Source organism: Desulfuromonadaceae bacterium, from assembly GCA_019429445.1.
Taxonomy (GTDB): domain Bacteria; phylum Desulfobacterota; class Desulfuromonadia; order Desulfuromonadales; family JAHYIW01; genus JAHYIW01.
This window is the reverse complement of sequence record JAHYIW010000005.1, coordinates 53,885-73,689: the sequence shown is the minus strand read 5'-3', so window position 1 is coordinate 73,689 and position 19,805 is coordinate 53,885. Positions and strand designations below refer to the sequence as shown.

15 protein-coding genes, 1 tRNA gene and 1 pseudogene are annotated in these 19,805 nt (G+C 54.1%); all 17 read left to right on the top strand.

Annotated elements, in window-relative coordinates:
- Positions 1-55: 55 nt before the first annotated feature.
- Positions 56-130: transfer RNA gene (locus tag K0A93_02865), tRNA-Gly, on the top strand.
- Positions 131-185: 55 nt separating this feature from the next.
- Positions 186-2,330 carry a bifunctional 23S rRNA (guanine(2069)-N(7))-methyltransferase RlmK/23S rRNA (guanine(2445)-N(2))-methyltransferase RlmL gene (gene rlmKL / locus K0A93_02860; GenBank protein ID MBW6511046.1) on the top strand — a complete coding sequence of 715 codons (2,145 nt, stop codon included), beginning with the start codon at positions 186-188 and terminating at the stop codon, positions 2,328-2,330.
- A gap of 368 nt (positions 2,331-2,698) precedes the next feature.
- Positions 2,699-4,468: a type I restriction-modification system subunit M gene (locus K0A93_02855; protein ID MBW6511045.1), complete on the top strand. Its 1,770-nt coding sequence runs from the start codon at positions 2,699-2,701 to the stop codon at positions 4,466-4,468.
- Entirely contained in the window at positions 4,458-5,888 is a 1,431-nt protein-coding gene (locus K0A93_02850; protein MBW6511044.1) for a restriction endonuclease subunit S, read from the top strand. Before K0A93_02855 ends, K0A93_02850 begins: the two co-directional genes overlap by 11 nt.
- 130 nt (positions 5,889-6,018) lie before the next feature.
- The gene (locus tag K0A93_02845; GenBank protein ID MBW6511043.1) at positions 6,019-6,663 is read left to right on the top strand and encodes a four helix bundle suffix domain-containing protein; all 645 of its coding nucleotides are present in this window, start codon (positions 6,019-6,021) and stop codon (positions 6,661-6,663) included.
- A pseudogene (locus K0A93_02840) lies at positions 6,663-6,974 on the top strand (DEAD/DEAH box helicase). Before K0A93_02845 ends, K0A93_02840 begins: the two are co-directional and overlap by 1 nt.
- Before the next feature lie 117 nt (positions 6,975-7,091).
- A complete protein-coding gene (locus K0A93_02835) occupies positions 7,092-9,917 on the top strand; it encodes a type I restriction endonuclease subunit R (GenBank protein MBW6511042.1) in 2,826 nt (941 codons plus the stop codon).
- A 184-nt stretch (positions 9,918-10,101) separates the two neighbouring features.
- Positions 10,102-10,485: a hypothetical protein gene (locus K0A93_02830; protein ID MBW6511041.1), complete on the top strand. Its 384-nt coding sequence runs from the start codon at positions 10,102-10,104 to the stop codon at positions 10,483-10,485.
- A 192-nt stretch (positions 10,486-10,677) separates the two neighbouring features.
- Entirely contained in the window at positions 10,678-11,748 is a 1,071-nt protein-coding gene (gene pheA, locus K0A93_02825; GenBank protein ID MBW6511040.1) for a prephenate dehydratase, read from the top strand.
- A gap of 39 nt (positions 11,749-11,787) precedes the next feature.
- On the top strand, positions 11,788-12,654 hold the full coding sequence (locus K0A93_02820) for a prephenate dehydrogenase/arogenate dehydrogenase family protein (GenBank protein ID MBW6511039.1): 867 nt from the start codon (positions 11,788-11,790) through the stop codon (positions 12,652-12,654).
- Between the two features lie 31 nt (positions 12,655-12,685).
- A complete protein-coding gene (gene aroA, locus K0A93_02815) occupies positions 12,686-13,984 on the top strand; it encodes a 3-phosphoshikimate 1-carboxyvinyltransferase (GenBank protein ID MBW6511038.1) in 1,299 nt (432 codons plus the stop codon).
- A gap of 3 nt (positions 13,985-13,987) precedes the next feature.
- Positions 13,988-14,680: a (d)CMP kinase gene (gene cmk / locus K0A93_02810; protein MBW6511037.1), complete on the top strand. Its 693-nt coding sequence runs from the start codon at positions 13,988-13,990 to the stop codon at positions 14,678-14,680.
- A 221-nt stretch (positions 14,681-14,901) separates the two neighbouring features.
- The gene (locus K0A93_02805; GenBank protein MBW6511036.1) at positions 14,902-16,650 is read left to right on the top strand and encodes a 30S ribosomal protein S1; all 1,749 of its coding nucleotides are present in this window, start codon (positions 14,902-14,904) and stop codon (positions 16,648-16,650) included.
- A 140-nt stretch (positions 16,651-16,790) separates the two neighbouring features.
- On the top strand, positions 16,791-17,072 hold the full coding sequence (locus tag K0A93_02800) for an integration host factor subunit beta (protein ID MBW6511035.1): 282 nt from the start codon (positions 16,791-16,793) through the stop codon (positions 17,070-17,072).
- Between the two features lie 321 nt (positions 17,073-17,393).
- On the top strand, positions 17,394-18,332 hold the full coding sequence (locus tag K0A93_02795) for an RluA family pseudouridine synthase (protein ID MBW6511034.1): 939 nt from the start codon (positions 17,394-17,396) through the stop codon (positions 18,330-18,332).
- Between the two features lie 25 nt (positions 18,333-18,357).
- Positions 18,358-19,149: a prolipoprotein diacylglyceryl transferase gene (lgt, locus tag K0A93_02790; protein ID MBW6511033.1), complete on the top strand. Its 792-nt coding sequence runs from the start codon at positions 18,358-18,360 to the stop codon at positions 19,147-19,149.
- Entirely contained in the window at positions 19,140-19,772 is a 633-nt protein-coding gene (locus tag K0A93_02785) for an HAD family hydrolase (GenBank protein MBW6511032.1), read from the top strand. Before lgt ends, K0A93_02785 begins: the two co-directional genes overlap by 10 nt.
- Positions 19,773-19,805: the final 33 nt, after the last annotated feature.

The window sequence follows — 19,805 nt, the reverse complement described above, 5'->3', positions numbered from 1 at the left end:
CCCAGGCCCATTTGTTATAAACGTCTCCGCTCGCACGATGGAGCACCCCCAGTACGCGGGAATAACTCAGTGGTAGAGTGCGACCTTGCCAAGGTCGAAGTCGCGGGTTCGAATCCCGTTTCCCGCTCCAACTATTAACCCCAGGACCACTGTCCTGGGGTTTTTTGCTTTACACGAAGGCCGCTATGAACACACTGCGTTTTTTTGCTTCAACGCCGAAACTCATCGAACAACTCCTTGCTGATGAACTTGAAACGTTTGGCGCGCAGGAGGTCCAGGCGACCACCGCCGGAGTCGCTTTCAGCGGCTCGCTGGAGGTCGCTTACCGGGCCTGTCTCTGGTCACGTTTCGCCAATCGTATCTTGCTGATTCTCAATGAGTTTGCCGCGCCCGATCCCGATGCCCTCTATGCCGGAGTCATGGCGATCGATTGGGATCAGCACCTTTCTCCTGCGCAGACCATGGCGGTCGATGGCGTGGTCTTTTCATCACAGATCACCCATGGCGGATTTGCCGCGCTGCGGGTGAAAGATGCTGTGGTTGATTACTTTCGCGAACGCTGCGACAGTCGCCCGACGGTCGATACTCAACGTCCCGATATCCAGTTGAATATCCGTCTGCGCCACGATCAGGCGGTGCTGTCGCTCGACCTGTCAGGAGAGAGTCTGCACCGGCGTGGTTATCGTCTCGGGCGTGGTGCGGCACCGCTCAAAGAAAATCTCGCCGCTGCGGTTCTGGCGCGTTCCGGATGGCCGGAAATCGCTGCCGCCGGAGGTTCTTTTGTCGATCCGATGTGTGGCGCGGCGACGCTGGTGCTGGAGGCCGCACTGATGGCGGCCGACATTGCGCCAGGCCTTGGGCGGGACTATTTCGGATTTTTAAACTGGCGCGGCCACGCTGCCGAACTGTGGGCGCGCTTGCGCGAAGAAGCACGGCAACGCCGCTGCCGCGGTTTGCAAACATTGCCGCTGATCCGTGGTTTCGATGCCGATGCTGCGGTGGTGCGTCGGGCGCAGACGAATGCGGCCCGTGCCGGGCTGGAGGGCGCGGTCAACTTTGAGCAACGCTCCATTCGCGAGCTGCATTCGGCTGATTTTTCCCTCCCCGCAAGCGGGTTGCTGGCGATCAACCCCCCCTACGGCAAGCGCCTCGGTGGCGAGGCGGCGGGGCTCGATGCCCTCTATGCCGACCTCGGGGCCTGCCTGCGCCGCGAGTTTACGGGGTGGCGCGCGGCGGTACTGGTGTTGAACCCCGAACTTGGTCACCGCATCGGCCTGCGGGCGGAAAAGGTTCACAGCTTTTTCAACGGAACCCTGCCGTGCAAATTGCTTCAGTTTCGTATTGAGTCCGACCGCTTTACGGTGGCTGCTGATGCCGGACGCGCTGACGGTGAAAGTGCCGAAATGCTGCGCAACCGGCTGCGCAAGAACCTCAAATCCCTGGTCCCCTGGCTTAAGCGCGAGCACACCAACGCCTATCGTATCTATGATCGTGATCTGCCCGAGTATGCCGTTGCGATCGACCGTTATGGCGACTGGGTGCACGTCCAGGAATACGCTCCGCCAAAATCGATTCCCAGCGCCAGGGCCGCCGCACGTCTGGCTGAAATTCAGGCATTGTTGCCGGAGACGCTGGGGGTGTCGGCGAAAAAAATCAGTTATAAAACCCGGCACCGGCAACGCGGCGAGACGCAGTACGAAAAGTTCAATGAGTCACAGAGTTATCAGGAAGTCTTTGAGGGCGATTGCACGTTTCTGGTCAACCTGACCGACTACCTCGATACCGGGCTGTTTCTTGATCACCGCCCGCTTCGGAAAATGATCGGTGAGATGGCTGCGGGGTGTCGATTCCTCAACCTTTTCGCCTATACCGGTGCGGCGACGGTGCATGCGGCAAAGGGTGGGGCGCTGACAACGACGACGGTCGATATGTCGCGCACCTATCTGGAGTGGGCACAACGCAACCTCGAGTTGAACGGTTTCAAGGTCGGTGACCAGCACGCGATGTTGCAGGCTGATTGCCTCATCTGGTTGCGGCAGCAGCGCCGCGAGTTTGACCTGATTTTTCTTGACCCACCGACCTTTTCCAATTCGAAACGGATGACCGAAACGTTCGATGTGCAGCGTGATCACGTCAATCTCATTCAACAGACCGCCCGTCTCCTCAGCCCCGATGGTATCCTGATCTTCTCGAACAACTTTCGTCAATTCAAGATCGATCACGCAGCACTTGCCAACCTGCGTATCGATGATATTACGTCCAGAACAATCCCCCAGGATTTCAAACGCAATCCACGAATTCATCATTGCTGGATGATCACGCGCACGTAGTTGACAGACCGGAGCAAAGGACGCAGCCTTGAAATTTGTTGATGTTTCGCAAGGTGCGTGGTAAAAAAAGCGTTGTTTTGCTGATTATGGGATGGTGGGGTGGAAATTTTTATAACTGACAATTGATGGCGTCGCAAAAAGTCCGCCCTACTGCGTTACGCTGGTTTTTCAGACCCTCGACCTACCTGATGTAGGCCTTCGCCCCTGAAAAACCACCAAGCCTTGTAGGACGAAATTTTTGCTTAGCCATCCTTCGAATTTTTGCGAGTGCATCACAATTGATAAAGGCATTTCGACTCAAAGATCGGGATGCCTTTTGTGTGTTCAGGTGAATTGCCTGACATTGAATGTATTGACGGGAGTGTTTGATGAGTGCCCAAAAGTTTTTACAGGAGCTTGAAAAGAAACTCTGGACCGCCGCCGACAAGCTGCGTTCCACCCTCGATGCGGCGCAGTACAAGCACGCCGTCCTCGGCCTGTTGTTCGTCAAATACGTCTCCGACGCCTTCGACATCCGCCGTCAGGAGTTGATCGCGCAGTTCAAGGATGCCGACAACGACTACTACCTCGACCTGGCTGACTACGCCAGCGATGCCGACTACCAGCTTGAGATCGCCGCCGAGCTGGAGATCCGCGACTACTACACCGAGAAGAACGTCTTCTGGGTGCCGCAGCTGGCGCGCTGGGAGACGCTGCAGAACCACTCCAAACTGCCACCCGGCACTGAAATTACGATTAAGAACGGCAAGGAGACCGTCTACACCATGCGCAGCGTCGGGCGGTTGATCGACGATGCGCTGGAGGCGATCGAGAAAGACAACCCCAAGCTCAAAGGGGTTCTGAATAAACAGTATGGCCGCTTGCAGATCGACCAGGCCAAACTCGGCGAGCTGATCGACCTGATCGCCACCATCCCTTTTATCCATGAATCGCTGCAGGCCAAGGATATCCTCGGCCATGTCTACGAATACTTCCTCGGCCAGTTCGCCCTCGCCGAAGGGAAGAAAGGCGGCCAATTCTATACCCCCAAATCGATCGTCACCCTCATCGTCGAGATGCTTCAGCCGTATCAGGGAAGGGTCTACGACCCGGCCATGGGTTCGGGCGGCTTCTTCGTGCAGAGCGAGCAGTTCATCAAAGAGCACGGCGGCAAGCTCGGCAACGTCTCCATCTACGGCCAGGAGTACAACCACACCACCTGGCAGCTGGCGGCGATGAACATGGTCATTCGCGGCCTCGATTTCAATTTCGGCAAGGAACCAGCCAACACCTTCACCAACGACCAACACCCTGACCTGCGCGCCGACACCATCATGGCCAATCCCCCCTTTAACATGAAGGAGTGGGACATCGGCGTGAAGGACGACGACCCGCGCTGGCAGTACGGCAAGCCACCATCCGGCAACGCCAACTTCGCCTGGCTACAGCACATGCTCTACCACCTCGCCCCAAACGGCTCCCTGGGCCTGCTGCTCGCCAACGGTTCGATGAGTTCCAACACCAACACCGAGGGGGATATCCGCCGGGCCTTGGTAGAGAATGATCTGGTCGAGTGCATGGTCGCCCTGCCGGGGCAGCTCTTCACCAACACCCAGATTCCCGCCTGCATCTGGTTTTTGACCCGCGATAAAAAGACGCGGGGGGATAAGGCAGACCGCAGCGGCAAGGTGCTTTTCGTCGATGCTCGCAACCTTGGCTACATGAAGGATCGCGTGCTGCGTGATTTCAAGCCGGAAGACATTGCCAAGGTGGCTGATACCTTTCATGCCTGGCAGAAAGGCATTGACCCCCCTCAGTCCCCCCTACTTCGCAGGGGGGAAGTTGACCTAGTCCCCCCTGTGCAACAGGGGGGAAGCGAGCCCAGCGAGCAGGGGGGTTGGTTGTCTGTGGAGCAGGGGGGTGCTTATCAAGACATCCCCGGCTTCTGCTATTCGGCCACGCTGGCGGAGATCCAAGAGTACGACTTCGTGCTGACACCGGGGCGCTATGTCGGCGCGGCGGACGAGGTGGAGGATGGCGAGCCGTTTGCCGAGAAGATGGCACGGTTGACGGCGCAGTTGCAGGAGCAGTTTGCGCGCGGTAGCGAGTTGGAAGGGGAGATCAAGCGGAATTTGGCGGGGCTTGGGTATGAGTGCTGAGTGGCCGCTAAAAACGTTAAAGGAATGCGCCACTTGGTATTCTGGGGGTACTCCAAGGAAATCAAATCCAGACTTTTGGAATGGGTCGATACCGTGGATTAGCGCAAAGAGCCTTACTGAGTTTTTTATTCAAGATTCGGAGGACAAGGTTTCAGAGCTGGGTGCATTGAACGGAACCCGATTGATGCCTGTCGAAACGATTCTGTTTATCGTTCGTGGGATGAGTCTGAAAAAAGAGTTCCGAGTAGGAATAACTAGCCGTCCCGTTACCTTCAATCAAGATTTGAAAGCATTGGTCGCTCGCGAAGAAATACTGCCTCTATACCTCGCGTACGCAATAAAATCTCGGACAAATGAGATTTTAGGGATGGTCGGCGAGGCTGGGCATGGCACAGGCGTGCTGCCAACAGACAGAATAGAAAGCTTGCTGATACCTGTACCGGAAATTGAAGAACAAAAGCGAATTGTTCACGTTATAAAAACGTTGGACGATAAAATCGAACTCAACCGTCAAATCAACCAAACCCTCGAACAGATCGCCCAGACCATCTTCAAAAGCTGGTTTGTCGATTTCGAGCCAGTCAAAGCCAAGATCGAAGCCAAAGCCGCAAACCGCGACCCGGAACACGCCGCCATGTGCGCCATCAGCGGCAAACTTGAGCCCGAACTCGATCAGCTTCCCCCCGCGCAATACCAACAACTCGCCGCCACCGCCGCCCTGTTTCCCGATAAGCTGATGGAGTCGGAGATGGGGTTAGTGCCGGTGGGGTGGGAGGTGAAGTCTCTAGCCGAGATGGTTCATTTGACTGGTGGCGGCACACCAAAACGATCGAATACTGAGTTTTGGGGCGGGGATATTCCGTGGTTCTCTGTGCAGGATGCCCCTGCAGATGGTGACGTATTTATCGTTGATACCGAGGAGAAGATCACGAAGGTTGGTTTGGAAAAAAGCTCCACACGGATTTTGCCGGTTGGTGCTACGATAATATCGGCTAGGGGAACGGTCGGTCGGCTTGCTCTGATTGGTGTTGAAATGGCTATGAATCAGTCATGTTATGGGATAGGCGGTGCAGAAGGAATAGGTCCATATTTCAATTACTTCAATCTTAAAGACACAGTGGGCACTCTTCAGCAAAATACGCACGGTGCTGTTTTCGACACAATCACTCGTCAGACCTTTGGAACGGTTTCATGCGTCAGACCAACAAAGTTGATGCTGGAAGAGTTTGAAAATATCCTGGCCCCGCTTATGAAGATGATTTGCAGTAATGTTCATGAGCGTAGAACTCTCTCCACCCTCCGCGACACCCTGCTCCCCAAGTTGCTGAGCGGCGAACTGCGACCCGCTTCAATCTCCTCTGCTGAAAGGGGCACATTTCCCCCGTGTGACGCAAGCAAAAGGTTGAAACTATGGTCCTGAAAAAGAAAACCGACGCGTACGCAGATAAAATCCACGAAGAGGCGTCGGGCGTATTGACCGTAAGTATAGGCATTCTCAGTTTCTTTTCAATGCAATTTTTTGGTAGTAAATAGCGAGGGAGAAACCTGCTATGAAGAGCGACGAACCATTGATCCCGCCGCACGGCGGCTACCGCAAGCTGAAGAGCTTTCAGGTGGCGCAGCTGGTCTTTGATGTGACGGTGCGCTTTGTTGAAGCCTACATCGACCGCTTCAGCCGCACCCGCGACCAGATGGTACAGGCGGCGCGCTCGGGGGTGCAGAACATCGCCGAGGGCTCGCAGGCCTCGGCGACCTCGAAGAAGACCGAGTTGAAACTGACCCAGGTCGCGCGGGCGAGTCTGGAGGAGTTGAAGCTCGATTACGAAGATTTTTTGCGCCAGCGTGGGCTGGCGCGGTGGGAGCGCAAGCATCCGCTGCGGCAGGAGCTGATTGACCGGCGCTTGCAAAGCGCCGACGAGGTGGCGCGTTGGGTGGGGGAAGTTGGGAAGCGGGGGTTAGCAAGTGGACAGGGTGGACAGGGTGGTACAATGTCCGCGTCGTCCACGGCGTCCACCAAGTCCACTCTCACAACCAGGGTCTACCCCGAGCTCGCCGCCAACGCCGCCCTGACTCTGCTCGCCGTGGCCTGTGCCCTGCTCGATCGCCAGGTGGCGCGGCTGGCTGAAGACTTTGAAAGCAAGGGCGGCTTTACCGAGCGCTTGTACCGTACGCGTAAGCAAAAACGGGGGTTTTGATGAGTATCACCGAAGACCAACTCGAACAACTCTGCCTCGACTGGTTTCGCACCGGCGGCTACGCCACCGCTTACGGTCCCGACCTCGCCTGTGATGGCGACTCGCCGGAGCGCAGCGACTACCAGCAGGTGGTCCTGACCAGTCGCCTGCTGAGCGCCCTGCAAAAGATCAACCCGCACATCCCGCTGGCTACCCTTGAAGAAGCCGCCCTGGTCGTCACCAAACCTGAATCGCCGGTGCTGATCCACAACAACCGTGCCTTTCACAAACTGCTCCTCGAAGGTATTCCCGTTGAGTATCGTAACGGAAACCCTCTAACCAGCCCACTTCCAAGGGATGAAGGGGCAAAAGCGCCGGCAGATTCAAACCCTCGCCCTCTGGGAGAGGGTGGCCAAAGGCCGGGTGAGGGTGATCGCAATGACGAAGTCATCAGCGATCATGTGCAACTGATCGACTTCCACAACGTCGAGATGAACCAGTTTCTGGTCGTCAACCAGTTCACCGTTAAGGGGAGCAAGCAGCTGCGTCGCCCTGATATCGTCGTCTTTATCAACGGCCTGCCGATCGCGGTGATCGAGCTGAAGAACCCCGCCGATGCCAATGCCGATGTCTGGAGCGCCTACAATCAGATACAAACCTACAAAAATGAAATACCCGATCTATTCGTTTGCAATGAAGCCCTGGTGATATCAGACGGCTTAAATGCTCGCATCGGTTCACTGACAGCGAACAAAGAACGTTACCTGCCGTGGCGTACGATCAGAAATGAAGACGACAAGCCGCTGTTCGAATACGAGCTGGAGAAGGTGGTCAGAGGATTCTTTGACCGCGAACTGCTGCTTGATTACCTGCGTTACTTCATCCTTTTTGAGCAGGACGACGGCACCACCATCAAGAAGATTGCCGGCTATCACCAGTTTCACGCCGTGCGCGAGGCGGTGCGGGTGACGCTGATCGCTTCGGCTCCCGCTCGGGAATATGAAATATCCGACCAACGCGCCACTTGGGGCAAAGAGGTGCAGCCTGGTTCACGCAAGGCCGGGGTGGTGTGGCATACGCAGGGCTCGGGGAAGAGCATCACCATGTGCTGCTACGCCGGAAAGTTGCTGCAACAGCCGGAGATGAATAACCCGACCATCGTCGTCGTGACCGACCGCAACGATCTCGACGGCCAGCTCTTTGCCACCTTCAGTAATGCGCGGGAGTTGCTGCGCCAGACCCCGGTGCAGGCCGACAGTCGCGACGAGCTGCGTGAGCTGCTGGCGGCGCGGCAGTCGGGGGGGATCATCTTCACCACGGTGCAGAAGTTCTCCCTGATCGGGGACGAAGACGCCCATCCGGTGCTGAGCCAGCGCTCCAATGTCGTTGTTATCAGCGATGAAGCGCATCGCAGTCAGTATGGATTCAAAGCCCGGCTCGATACCAAAACCGGCCAATACATCTACGGCTACGCCAAGCACATGCGTGACGCTATCCCCAATGCCTCTTTCATCGGTTTCACCGGCACCCCAATTTCAACGGAAGATAAAGACACCCGCGCGGTGTTCGGCGATTACGTCAGCATTTATGATATTCAGGATGCCGTCGAAGATGGAGCGACAGTACCGATCTACTATGAATCACGGCTGGCGAAACTCGATATCAACCGCGACGCCATTGAAGCATTGAATGGTGAAGTTGAAGAGATCATCGAGGATGAAGAGGATTCACGTACCCGCGAACAGACCAAAAGCAAATGGGCGGCTCTTGAAAAGCTCGTTGGTTCCGAGCCACGGCTCAAGGAAGTCGCTGAAGATCTGGTTCAGCATTTCGGGATGCGCCTCTCGACCCTTGACGGCAAGGCGATGATTGTCTGTATGAGTCGCGAAATATGCGCCCAAATGTACAACGCAATCACCGAATTACGTCCGGAATGGCATGACACCGACCCCGAAAAAGGAGTCATCAAGATTGTGATGACCGGTTCTGCAGCTGACCGGTCTTTGCTCCAACCGCACATCTACAACAAGACAACCAAGAAAAGGCTGGAGAAGCGATTCAAAGACGCCAGGGACGATCTCAAGCTGGTGATTGTGCGTGATATGTGGCTGACCGGTTTTGATGCCCCAAGTTGTCACACCATGTACGTCGACAAGCCCATGCGCAGTCACAATCTCATGCAGGCTATCGCTCGGGTTAATCGCGTTTTCAAGGATAAGCCGGGTGGTTTGGTGGTTGACTATATCGGTATCGGTAATGAACTGAAGAAAGCGCTGAAGATTTATGCTTCTTCTCAAGGAAAGGGAGCACCGACCCTCAACGTCGAAGAAGCCTTATCGATTCTGCTGGAAAAAATGGATGTCGTACGAGGACTGTTTCACGGCTTCGACTACAGTGATTATCTGACCCGCGCCCATCATATTCTGGTTTTGGCAGCAAACCATATCCTCGGTCTTAAAGATGGCAAGAAGCGCTTTCTCGATGTTATGGCGGCGATCAACAAATCATTTGCACTGTGTGGAACTCTCGATCAAGCGGCTGCACTCCGTAAAGAGATCGCCTTTTTCACTGCCATCAAAGCAGCTATTGTCAAACACACCACCATCGACAAAAAACTGACCGAAGAACAAAAAAATTCAGCGCTCAAACAAATTCTCGATAATGCCGTCGAAGCACAAGGTGTTGCTGACATCTTCGCCATGGCCGGTCTGGATAAACCAAATATCGGCCTGCTCTCCGATGAATTTCTCGAAGACGTCCGCAATATGCCCCAACGAAACCTGGCCCTTGAATTACTGGAAAAACTTTTGCGCGACGCCATCAAAGCCCGCACGCGCACGAATATAGTTCAAGAGCAAAAATACAGCGAACGGCTGTTGGCAACATTGAACCGCTATCATGCTCGCGCCATTGAAACCGCCCAGGTCATCGAAGAACTGATTCAAATGGCACGGGATTTTAAAGCCGCCATCAAACGCGATGAAGAGTTAGGGCTAGAGCCTGATGAAATCGCTTTTTACGATGCTCTGGCCAATAACGAAAGTGCTGTGCGTGAGTTGGGTGATGATACCTTGAAAAAGATCGCCGTAGAGATCACCGAGAAGCTGCGTAGCAGCACCTCGGTCGACTGGCAGGTGCGCGAAAGCGTCCGCGCCAAGCTGCGCAATCTGGTGCGGCGCTGCCTGCGCAAGTGGAAGTATCCGCCGGATAAGCAGGAGGATGCGGTGGCGCTGGTGCTGAAACAGGCGGAAGTGCTTTGTGCGGGGTGGATGTAAGATGATGCGAGTGTTTGTTTGTTCGTTAAATTCCGGGTGTATGTTGGGGCGTGTATGTTGGGGCGTGTATGTTGAGGCATAAGTATGGCCAAACCCCGCATTCTAGTGTAGAATGTAAAACGAACGATGTGGAAAGTGTCCAGTGGCAATCCCCTTTTGGCTGTCATTTATAAGGAGTTTAGTGATGAAATGTCCGTTGTGCAAAAGCCGAAAACATGTGGAAATTGATCTTCATGCGGAAGGGTTTTCTCAAGATGCGCGCGAATGTGGCAACTGCGGGGGGATCTGGACTTTCCAGAATGACGCTTTGAAAATCATCAAGGGCCGGGTGAAAAAAAAGCAGATTGTCAATACCGATTTTGTCTGTCCCACCTGCCGCTTTATGGTGAGTTATGAGACGGACCTGAATGCGTTTCAGTTTCATGAAGAACTTTTTGAATGCAAGGTTTGCGGTACGGTCTGCTCGGTAGCTCACGACAAGGTTGTTGTTATCAAAGACTCACAGAGTGCTTCTTTCCTTGATGCTTCCGGCGACATAGTTGAATCTGACGACTATTCAACCATGTAGGTGTGCGAGCAATACGACCCAAAAATATTCGCCTGCGAACTGGGTACCACCGGTTACGCAGGCGTTTTATTTGATGGCGCGACGGTTTTGATCATCGGAATGATGTCAGCACTCACAAGCGAATTGATTTTTATACGTCGATAGGCTACATTTTGCCCTCTCTTCACTCCCATAGAGTAAAAGGAGCCACCGATGGCGAATAACCTTGCTGATCTGCGCCAACATATTGACAAGCTTGACGACGAGATTCTTGACTTGTTGAATCAACGCGCGCAGGTCGCGATCGAGGTCGGCAAAACCAAAAGCGGTGAACAGTGTGAATATTTTGTGCCGAGTCGTGAAACGGCGATATTCGACCGTTTGACGGCCACCAATAAAGGGCCGTTTCCGACGGCGGCGATCCCCCGGGTTTTTCGGGAAATCATCTCCGCATCCCTGTCGCTCGAACAGCCGCTTAAGGTTGCGTTTCTCGGCCCGCAGGCAACGTTCACCCACGTTGCGGCAATGCGTCAGTTCGGCATGTCCGCACAGCTGGTGGCACTCAAGAGCATCCCCTCCGTTTTTGAAGAAGTTGAACGCGATCGCGCCACATACGGGGTGGTGCCGGTCGAGAATTCGAATGAAGGGGCGGTTTCGCACACGCTTGATATGTTTGTTGCTTCTGATCTCAAGGTGATTGCCGAAGTGTTGCTCGAAATTTCCCACGACCTGCTCTCCGCTTCGGGGGAACTGAGTGATATTCGCAAGGTCATTTCTCATCCGCAGGCGCTGGGTCAATGCCGCAGCTGGTTGGATGAGAACCTCCCCGACGCCACCCTGGTCGATGTCGGCAGTACCGCACGGGCCGCGCAGATGGTTGTCGATGACCCGGCGGCGGCGGCGATTGCCAGCGAAATGGCGGCGAGTCTGTATGGTCTGCAGGTGGTTAAAAAGAAAATCGAGGATAATCCCCACAACTTCACCCGATTTTTGGTGATCGGCAAGAATACCCCCGATCCTTCGGGGAAAGACAAGACCTCAATCATGTTCAGTATCAAGGATGAACCGGGTATTCTGTTCCGCATGCTCGAACCATTCAGCAAACGCAATATCAACCTGAGCAAGATCGAGAGTCGCCCGATGAAATCAAAGGCCTGGGAATATGTTTTTTATCTCGATATGGAAGGGCATATTCAGGAAGCCAATGTTGCGGCGGCAATCGAAGACCTGCGTGGCTACTGCCAATTTCTTAAAATCCTCGGTTCCTACCAGAGTGCCCGCTGATGGCAGCGCACCCTTGCTGTGACAATGAGTATCCGCATTATGAATGATTTTTTTATTACCCGGCTGGCCGTTGTCGGGGTCGGGCTGATCGGAGGGTCGCTGGCGTTAGCGCTGAAAGAGGCCGGTGCGGTCGGCTCGGTCGTTGGTATCGGACGCGGGCAGGAAAATCTTGCTCTGGCGCTGGAACTCGGGGTGGTCGATGAAATAACCCGTGACGGGGCCGCCGGGGTCAAGGATGCAGATGTGATCTTTCTGGCGACACCGGTACAATCGTTGCCTGATGTGGCGTTGGCGCTGGCACCACATTGCAAACCGGGAGCGATCATCACCGATGGTGGCAGTGTCAAGGCGTCGATCATCGCCGGTATCGAACCGAAGCTGCCGGCGGGGATCCATTTTGTGCCTGGGCATCCGATCGCCGGGACTGAGCATTCTGGCGCGGCGGCGGCCTTTTCGACCCTCTATCGCGAGCGCCGGTGTATTCTCACCCCCACCCCACGCACCGCTGCTGCCGCGCTGGAGACAATTCGGCGTATGTGGGAGGTGGTCGGCAGTGACGTGGTGGTGATGGAAGTCGAAAAACATGACCGGATTCTGGCCGCGATCAGTCATCTGCCGCACATGGTTGCCTATGCGCTGGTTAATGCGGTGGGCAGTTATGATCGCTATGAAGAAAATATTCTTGAATACTCTGCCGGCGGGTTCCGTGACTTTACCCGCATTGCGTCGTCCGATCCGGCAATGTGGCGCGACATCGCCCTGACCAACCAGTCGGCACTGCTGGAGATGATCGAACGGTTCGAAGCTTCTCTGCAGGAGCTGAAAACGGACATTGCCGACGCTGACGGGAACAGTTTGTTCGCGTTCTTTGCCCGTTCAAAGAAGAGCCGTGACGCGATACGATAATAATTTTGAGCTTTTTTCGAGGCGGGATTCAATGACAAAATCACGAGAAATATCAGCGGCTGGCGGATTGCGCGGGGAGATCACGGTTCCCGGCGACAAGTCGATTTCGCATCGCTCGATCATGATCGGAGCTCTGGCCGCAGGGAAAACCAGGGTGCAGGGTTTTTTACGTGGTGAAGATAATCTTTCGACCCTCAACGCATTTCGTCTGATGGGGGTAGAAATCGAGGAATGTGATAATGGTGAAATCATCATTCACGGACGGGGGCTGAAGGGGCTGGATGAGCCGCTCGATGTCATTGATTGCGGCAACTCCGGCACGACGATGCGGCTGATGACCGGTCTGCTTGCGGCACAACCTTTTTTTTCAGTATTGACCGGTGATAAATATCTGCGGCGTCGACCGATGAAACGGGTGGTCGGTCCGCTGACCGAGATGGGGGCGCGGATCTTCGGTCGCGATGGTGGTGACAAAGCTCCGCTAGCGATTGTTGGCGGTGGACTGCATTCACTGACCTATCATTCCCCCATCGCCAGTGCTCAAGTGAAATCATCCCTGATGCTGGCGGGGCTTTTCTGCGACGGTGAGATGACGGTCTATGAACCCCATCTGTCACGGGATCATAGTGAACGCATGTTGAGTTATTTCGGTGCCGAGATCAAACCGTTTTCCGGCGGGGTCACGATTGTCGGTCATCCTCAGCTTGAAGCGCGCGACATCCTGGTGCCGGGCGATATTTCCTCGGCGGCGTTCTTTCTGGTCGCCGCGCTGATCGTTCCCGGTTCGGAATTGCTGGTGCGTAACGTTGGTATGAATCCCACGCGCAGTGGAATCGTCGATATTCTGCAACAGATGGGGGGCACCATCTGTGTCCTCAATGCCCGCGAAACCGCCGGTGAGCCGGTCGCTGACCTGTTGGTCAAAAGCAGTGATCTGCACGGGATTGAGATCGGCGGTGAACTGGTGCCACGTGCCATTGATGAGTTGCCGGTGGTGAGCGTTGCGGCGGCATTCGCGCAGGGCACAACGCTCATTCGCGATGCCCATGAGCTGAGGGTTAAAGAGACCGACCGGATTGCGTCAATGACCGCAGAATTGACCCGGCTGGGGGCAAGGGTCACGGCGCTGGACGATGGGATGCGGATTCATGGTGGCGATCCTCTCGCGGGAGGTTCCGTTCGTTCACACGGCGATCACCGGGTTGCCATGAGTATGGCGGTGGCGGCTTTAGCTGCGACGGGTCCGGTGACGATTGAGGATATCGGCTGCACGGCGACCTCGTTTCCTGATTTCTGGACACTGCTCGATACGTGTCGGTCGGAGCGTTAAGTGATGCGTGAACCGATTATCGCCATCGACGGGCCGTCCGGTGCGGGGAAAAGTACGCTGAGCAAGCTGCTGGCGGCTGAGTTCGGCTACCTGAACCTGGATACCGGGGCGATGTATCGTACGGTAGCCCTGGCCGCCGCGCGTCAGGGGGTAGCAACCGATGATGCTGCCGCGCTGGCGCGCTTGTGTGCCGAGATTACGATTACTTTTCAGCGCGACGGGGGAGGGGAGCGGGTGCTGCTTGATGGCGCGGATGTCACCACGGCGATTCGCACCCCACAGATCAGCCAACTGACCGCAGTGGTGGCCGCCTGCCCGGAAGTCCGGGCGGCGATGACGGCTCAACAAAGAAAAATTGCCGCCGCCGGAGGGGTGGTGCTGGAAGGGCGTGATATCGGCACGGCGGTCTTTCCTGATGCCGAAGTGAAGTTTTTTCTCAGTGCGTCAGCGGCGGAACGTGGTCGGCGACGTTATAACGAGTTGCGGGATAAGGGGGGTGCGGTTGACCTGGCACAGACGGTGCGTGAGATTGAAGAGCGTGATGCGGCAGACAGTGCCCGCACGCATGCTCCGCTGGTACAGGCCGCCGATGCCATGGTTATCGACAGCTCCTCCCTTGACATTGATGCGGTGTTGCAGGTGATGGTCGGTGAAGTTGAGCGTTGGCGTGCTCATTGTGGTGCCGTTGCTCCTTGATGATCTTTCAGCGCGCGGTGCATATGCCGCACTTTTGTGCATAGCTGCGGAAAAGATGCTGCGGACTTCCCTCCCGTGCACCGGCACCAGTGCCCATAATCGACTAAAAGTGCTGTTAAATAACGTTTGTTTTTTAAAATTCTTTATGTTATCGTCCCGACCCATGACAAAACGTCACTCGTCGTCGAACGACGGGAAATTCGCAGGGGGTAGTCTCTTAAATGGTGGAAAACAACGCAACAACTAACGAAGCACAGATTGACGAACTGGAAAATGAAGAGCTTGGTGAAATGGAAGAAAGTTTCGCCGACATGTTCGAGAACAGTCTCAAGGAACTCAACTACGGCGATGTCGTTACCGGTACTGTCGTGCAAATCGCGGGAGACGCAGTGGTGGTTGACGTCGGGTTTAAATCCGAAGGGGTCATCCCGCTCCGCGAGTTCACCGATGAAGGCGTTCAGATTGATGTCAAGGTCGGTGATACCTACGATGTTATGTATGAAGGGACCGAGGCTGATAGCGGGCTGATCTGCCTGTCGAAAGAAAAAGCCGATCGTCAAAAAATCTGGAACATGCTCGAAGAGGATGCCGTCGTTGATGGCCGCATCGTCGCGCGGATCAAGGGCGGCTTGTCCGTCGATATCGGCGTGAATGCCTTCCTGCCCGGATCGCAGGTTGATCTGCGGCCAGTACGTAATCTTGAAAAAATGATTGGTGAAACCTACCAGTTCAAAATTATCAAGTTGAACAAGCGGCGCGGGAATATCGTTCTCTCCCGCCGGGTTTTGCTTGAAGACCGACGCGAAGGGATGCGTAGAGATACCCTGGGCAAACTCGAAGAAGGTTTGATTATCGAGGGGGTTGTCAAGAACCTGACTGACTACGGTGCATTTATTGACCTGGGCGGTATCGATGGGTTGCTGCACATTACTGACATGTCCTGGGGACGGGTGACGCATCCTTCCGATATTCTTAATGTGGGCGATAGTATCAATGTTCAGATTCTCAAGTATGACCGTGAGAAAGAGCGTGTTTCGCTCGGCCTGAAACAAATTGCTCCTGATCCCTGGTTGGCTGTGGCAGACAAGTATGTTATCGGCAATCGGGTTACGGGTAAGGTTGTCAGTCTGACCGAGTACGGCGCATTTATCGAACTTGAAGAAGGTGTTGAAGGGTTGATTCATGTTTCGGAAATGAGTTGGACCAAGCGCGTTAAACACCCGAACAAGTTGCTTGCCGTTGGTGATGAAGTCGAAAGCGTGGTTTTGGCGCTTGACGTTGACAACCGTCGCATTTCTCTGGGGCTGAAGCAGGTTGATCCGAACCCCTGGGAGGTTATCGGCGAGAAGTTCCCGATCGGAACGATCATCGAAGGTCAGGTCAAGAATATTACCGATTTCGGTATCTTTGTCGGGGTTGACGAAGGGATTGATGGTCTGGTTCATATTTCCGATCTGTCGTGGATCAAGCGCATTAAACATCCTTCGGAGCTCTATAAAAAAGGGGACACAGTCAAGGCTGTGGTACTTAACATCGATCGTGAAAATGAGCGTTTTTCACTCGGTGTTAAACAGTTGACCAGTGACCCGTGGCAGGATATCCCGAAGAAATACTTGCCGGGAACTATCGTTAACGGTGTCGTGACATCGGTAACGGACTTCGGTATTTTCCTTGAGATCGAAGAAGGGATCGAAGGGCTGATTCACGTTTCTGAAATCAGTAAAGAAAAAATTGATTCGCCGAAGAATTTCGCCAGTGTCGACGAAAACCTCGAAGCTGTCGTGTTGAATGTTGATACGGTTGATCGCAAGATCGCGCTGTCGATCAAGCATCTGGCACACCAGAAGGAGAAAGCGGAAGTTGATGCATTCCTTGGTGCCCAACAAACCGCGACGTCGAATTTCGGTGATTTATTGCAAGGGGCCATGGATAAATCAAATAGCGGATCTGAAGGCAAGGGAGTCAAGTAAACAGCGCATCGGGTGCTGCCGCCGGGCGGCTGCACCCGATGCGCGCTTTTTGTCTTGTTTTTTCGGTTCAGTATGCTCAATGTTATCATTGTGATGTTTGGTTGTTGAGCGGATAATCCTTGTTCCGCTGGAGGTGAAAAATGACGAAAAGTAAGTTGATTGAACAATTAATGGAGTCAAACGATATTCTGAACAAGCGTGATGCAGAATCGATTGTCAATACGATATTCGACAGCATCGGTGATGCATTGGTTGCCGGTGAACGTGTTGAGATCCGTGGCTTTGGTTCGTTTACAGTGCGTTGTCGTGATGCCCGCGAAGCAAGAAATCCAAAAAGTGGTGAAGTGGTGCGAATTCCGGCAAAAAAGACACCATTCTTCAAAACGGGGAAGGATCTGCGTGAAAGAGTCGCAAGCACATGAGTGTCGACCTCTGGCGGGACAACAGCGGATTATACAAAACTCGAAAGCCCTGTCATCAGACGGGGCTTTCGAGTTTTGTATTTCGGGATGGCGACGGTCACGCAATCATGACCCTGCGAAACAGTTAGGTTCAGGTAGCGGAACTTAAGGCGTCCCGTTCTTTACTACGGGCTTGCTCACCATTCCCTGAGTTGAACCTGCTTGGGTGTGTTGGTCATGCTCCTATGCCAATCATCCATCCCGAAGTTGTTGGCACTTCTTTGCCACGATATCATGGTCGAGCTCCAAGTCAATCTGTGAACAATCTTTTTTCGGTATATTATGGCGGATGTAAATAGAAAAACATATCGACGCTGTGTTGATGCCAGTCATTCCGGGATGCGCCTGGATCAATACCTGCCGGCCGTTGAACCGGAATTGAGTCGCACACTCCTGCGCAAGATTATTGATATCGGCGGTGTGAGTCACAATGGACGACGGATCAGGAAATGCGGTATGGACGTTGTTTGTGGTGATGTGCTTGAGGTCACACTCGACGGTTTACCGCTCATTCCATATCGCGTCACGGCGGATGATATTCTCTATCAGGATCAGTATTTGCTGGTTTTGTCGAAACCGCCACTGGTCGAAACACAACCAACTGCCGCACGTTATAAAGGGACACTTTACGAGGCGGTACTGACTTTGCTCGGCACTGATCGCAGTCGGCATGCGCAGAAGAAACCCGAGTTGGGGATGATTCAGCGACTTGACCGGGAAACTTCCGGGGCGATTCTTTTCTCAACTCATGTTCGGGCACATCGGCCATTGACCCAGGCATTTTCTGAACGACGGGTGAAAAAAAGCTACCTGGCGCTGGTTGCGGGACAGCCGCCGACTGCGGAACGGGAGATCGTTTCCAACCTGGCGCGAACACGCGATGCAAACCGTGTAAAGTCCGTGCCGTACGGTGGCAAGGAAGCGGTTACCCGCTACCGCGTGATTGAACAATTTGCCGACACGGCGTTGCTTGAAGTGGAAATCCTGACCGGTCGGTCTCATCAGATCAGGGTTCATCTGGCTGAAACCGGGTGTCCGATTCTGGGCGATCCCTTTTATGGAGGGGCCGTTGCATGGCACGAGCAGGATGTGCCACGCACGATGTTGCATTCGAAAACCCTTGCCCTGGCTCATCCGTTCAACGGTGAAATGTTAAATTGTACGGCACCGATACCAGCTGATATGGCCGATTTGTTGCGTAAAATTCGAGAACTGACGTAAACCGCTGAGATGTTCAGGAGGAGACATGCTTTCCTATCCACACTTTGATCCGATAATTTTTCGCCTCGGTCCATTGGCTGTTCGCTGGTACGGTCTGATGTACTTGTGCGGTTTTATCGGTGGGTACCTCTACATAAACTATCTGGTTCGCTTGCGTCATTTTGCGCTGTCCAAAGATGATGTCGGGGATCTCATCTTTCAATGTGTCATTGGTGTTGTTGTCGGTGGTCGGCTTGGTTATGTGCTGTTCTACAATTTGTCTTATTTTTTGGCTAATCCGCTGAGCATGTTTGCGGTATGGGAAGGGGGCATGAGCTTTCATGGAGGTTTTCTCGGGGTTTTTGTTGCCGGGATGATCTTTTGCTGGCGGCGCAAGTTGTCGCGGTTGATGGTCGGTGATCTGCTCGCTGGTGCGGCACCGATTGGCCTGTTTTTCGGGCGCATCGGAAATTTTATTAATGCTGAATTATGGGGAAGAACAACCACGGTTACATGGGGGATGATTTTCCCTGGGGCAGGGCCGCTACCGCGACACCCCAGTCAATTGTATGAAGCATTTTTTGAAGGGGTGTTCCTCTTTCTCCTGCTGTGGTGGTTTCATCGCCGCCATTTCCCGCTGGGTTTCGTTTGTTTCGCGTTCCTTTTCGGGTATGGGTTATGCCGCTTCGGAATAGAATATTTTCGCCAGCCGGATGCTCATCTGGGGCTCCTTGCTGCAGGATTGAGTATGGGGCAGTGGTTGTCTTTGCCGATGATGCTGACAGGTGTTGCCGGAATTTATTACGTCTGTCAACGCGGAGCGAAACAATGCCGGTGACGCGTGGTGTAGTCTTCGATTGCGACGGCGTTTTGTTTGAAAGTCGTGCCGCCAATCTTGCTTACTATAATACTGTTCTGGAATATTTTGGCGTCGCCCCGGTCCAGGCTGATGAAGAAGACCGGCAACGCGCCTACCTTTGTCATACGGCTGCAAGCCCGGTCGTTTTTGCGGAATTGCTCGGTCAGGAGCGGGTTTCCGCCGCACTTGATTTCGCAGCGACACTCGGTTTTCGGCAATTTATGCCGTTCATGCAGCTGGAGCCGGGGATTGAAGAGGCGTTGATCACATTGACGAAGCGGTTTCGGTTGGCTGTAGCAACTAATCGCGGCACGAGTATGCATGAAATTCTCGAACATTTTGCGTTACGACACTATTTTTCAGCTGTGGTTACCAGCCGCGATGTTGCCCGGCCCAAACCTTGCCCCGATATGTTGCAGCTGGTTTCACGACAACTGGGAATCGACCCGGATGAACTTGTGTTTGTTGGTGATTCACACCTCGATCAACTCGCTGCGCAACGTGCAAAGATTCGTTTTGTCGGGTATCAGACCAGTTTCCCCGGCGAATGTTGTGTCACTCACCATAAAGAGCTTGCGCCATTGATTGGTTGTTGGTTGTGACGAGAATTGTGCTGAGAATTGATCTGAGTTGTG

Excerpts from the sequence above, each read along its gene's own strand:
- rlmKL (MBW6511046.1), top strand. The coding sequence starts at position 186 with ATGAACACACTGCGTTTTTTTGCTTCAACGCCGAAACTCATCGAACAA.
- K0A93_02855 (MBW6511045.1), top strand. The coding sequence starts at position 2,699 with ATGAGTGCCCAAAAGTTTTTACAGGAGCTTGAAAAGAAACTCTGGACC.
- K0A93_02850 (MBW6511044.1), top strand. The coding sequence starts at position 4,458 with ATGAGTGCTGAGTGGCCGCTAAAAACGTTAAAGGAATGCGCCACTTGG.
- K0A93_02845 (MBW6511043.1), top strand. The coding sequence starts at position 6,019 with ATGAAGAGCGACGAACCATTGATCCCGCCGCACGGCGGCTACCGCAAG.
- K0A93_02830 (MBW6511041.1), top strand. The coding sequence starts at position 10,102 with ATGAAATGTCCGTTGTGCAAAAGCCGAAAACATGTGGAAATTGATCTT.
- pheA (MBW6511040.1), top strand. The coding sequence starts at position 10,678 with ATGGCGAATAACCTTGCTGATCTGCGCCAACATATTGACAAGCTTGAC.
- K0A93_02820 (MBW6511039.1), top strand. The coding sequence starts at position 11,788 with ATGAATGATTTTTTTATTACCCGGCTGGCCGTTGTCGGGGTCGGGCTG.
- aroA (MBW6511038.1), top strand. The coding sequence starts at position 12,686 with ATGACAAAATCACGAGAAATATCAGCGGCTGGCGGATTGCGCGGGGAG.
- cmk (MBW6511037.1), top strand. The coding sequence starts at position 13,988 with ATGCGTGAACCGATTATCGCCATCGACGGGCCGTCCGGTGCGGGGAAA.
- K0A93_02805 (MBW6511036.1), top strand. The coding sequence starts at position 14,902 with ATGGTGGAAAACAACGCAACAACTAACGAAGCACAGATTGACGAACTG.
- K0A93_02800 (MBW6511035.1), top strand. The coding sequence starts at position 16,791 with ATGACGAAAAGTAAGTTGATTGAACAATTAATGGAGTCAAACGATATT.
- K0A93_02795 (MBW6511034.1), top strand. The coding sequence starts at position 17,394 with ATGGCGGATGTAAATAGAAAAACATATCGACGCTGTGTTGATGCCAGT.
- lgt (MBW6511033.1), top strand. The coding sequence starts at position 18,358 with ATGCTTTCCTATCCACACTTTGATCCGATAATTTTTCGCCTCGGTCCA.
- K0A93_02785 (MBW6511032.1), top strand. The coding sequence starts at position 19,140 with ATGCCGGTGACGCGTGGTGTAGTCTTCGATTGCGACGGCGTTTTGTTT.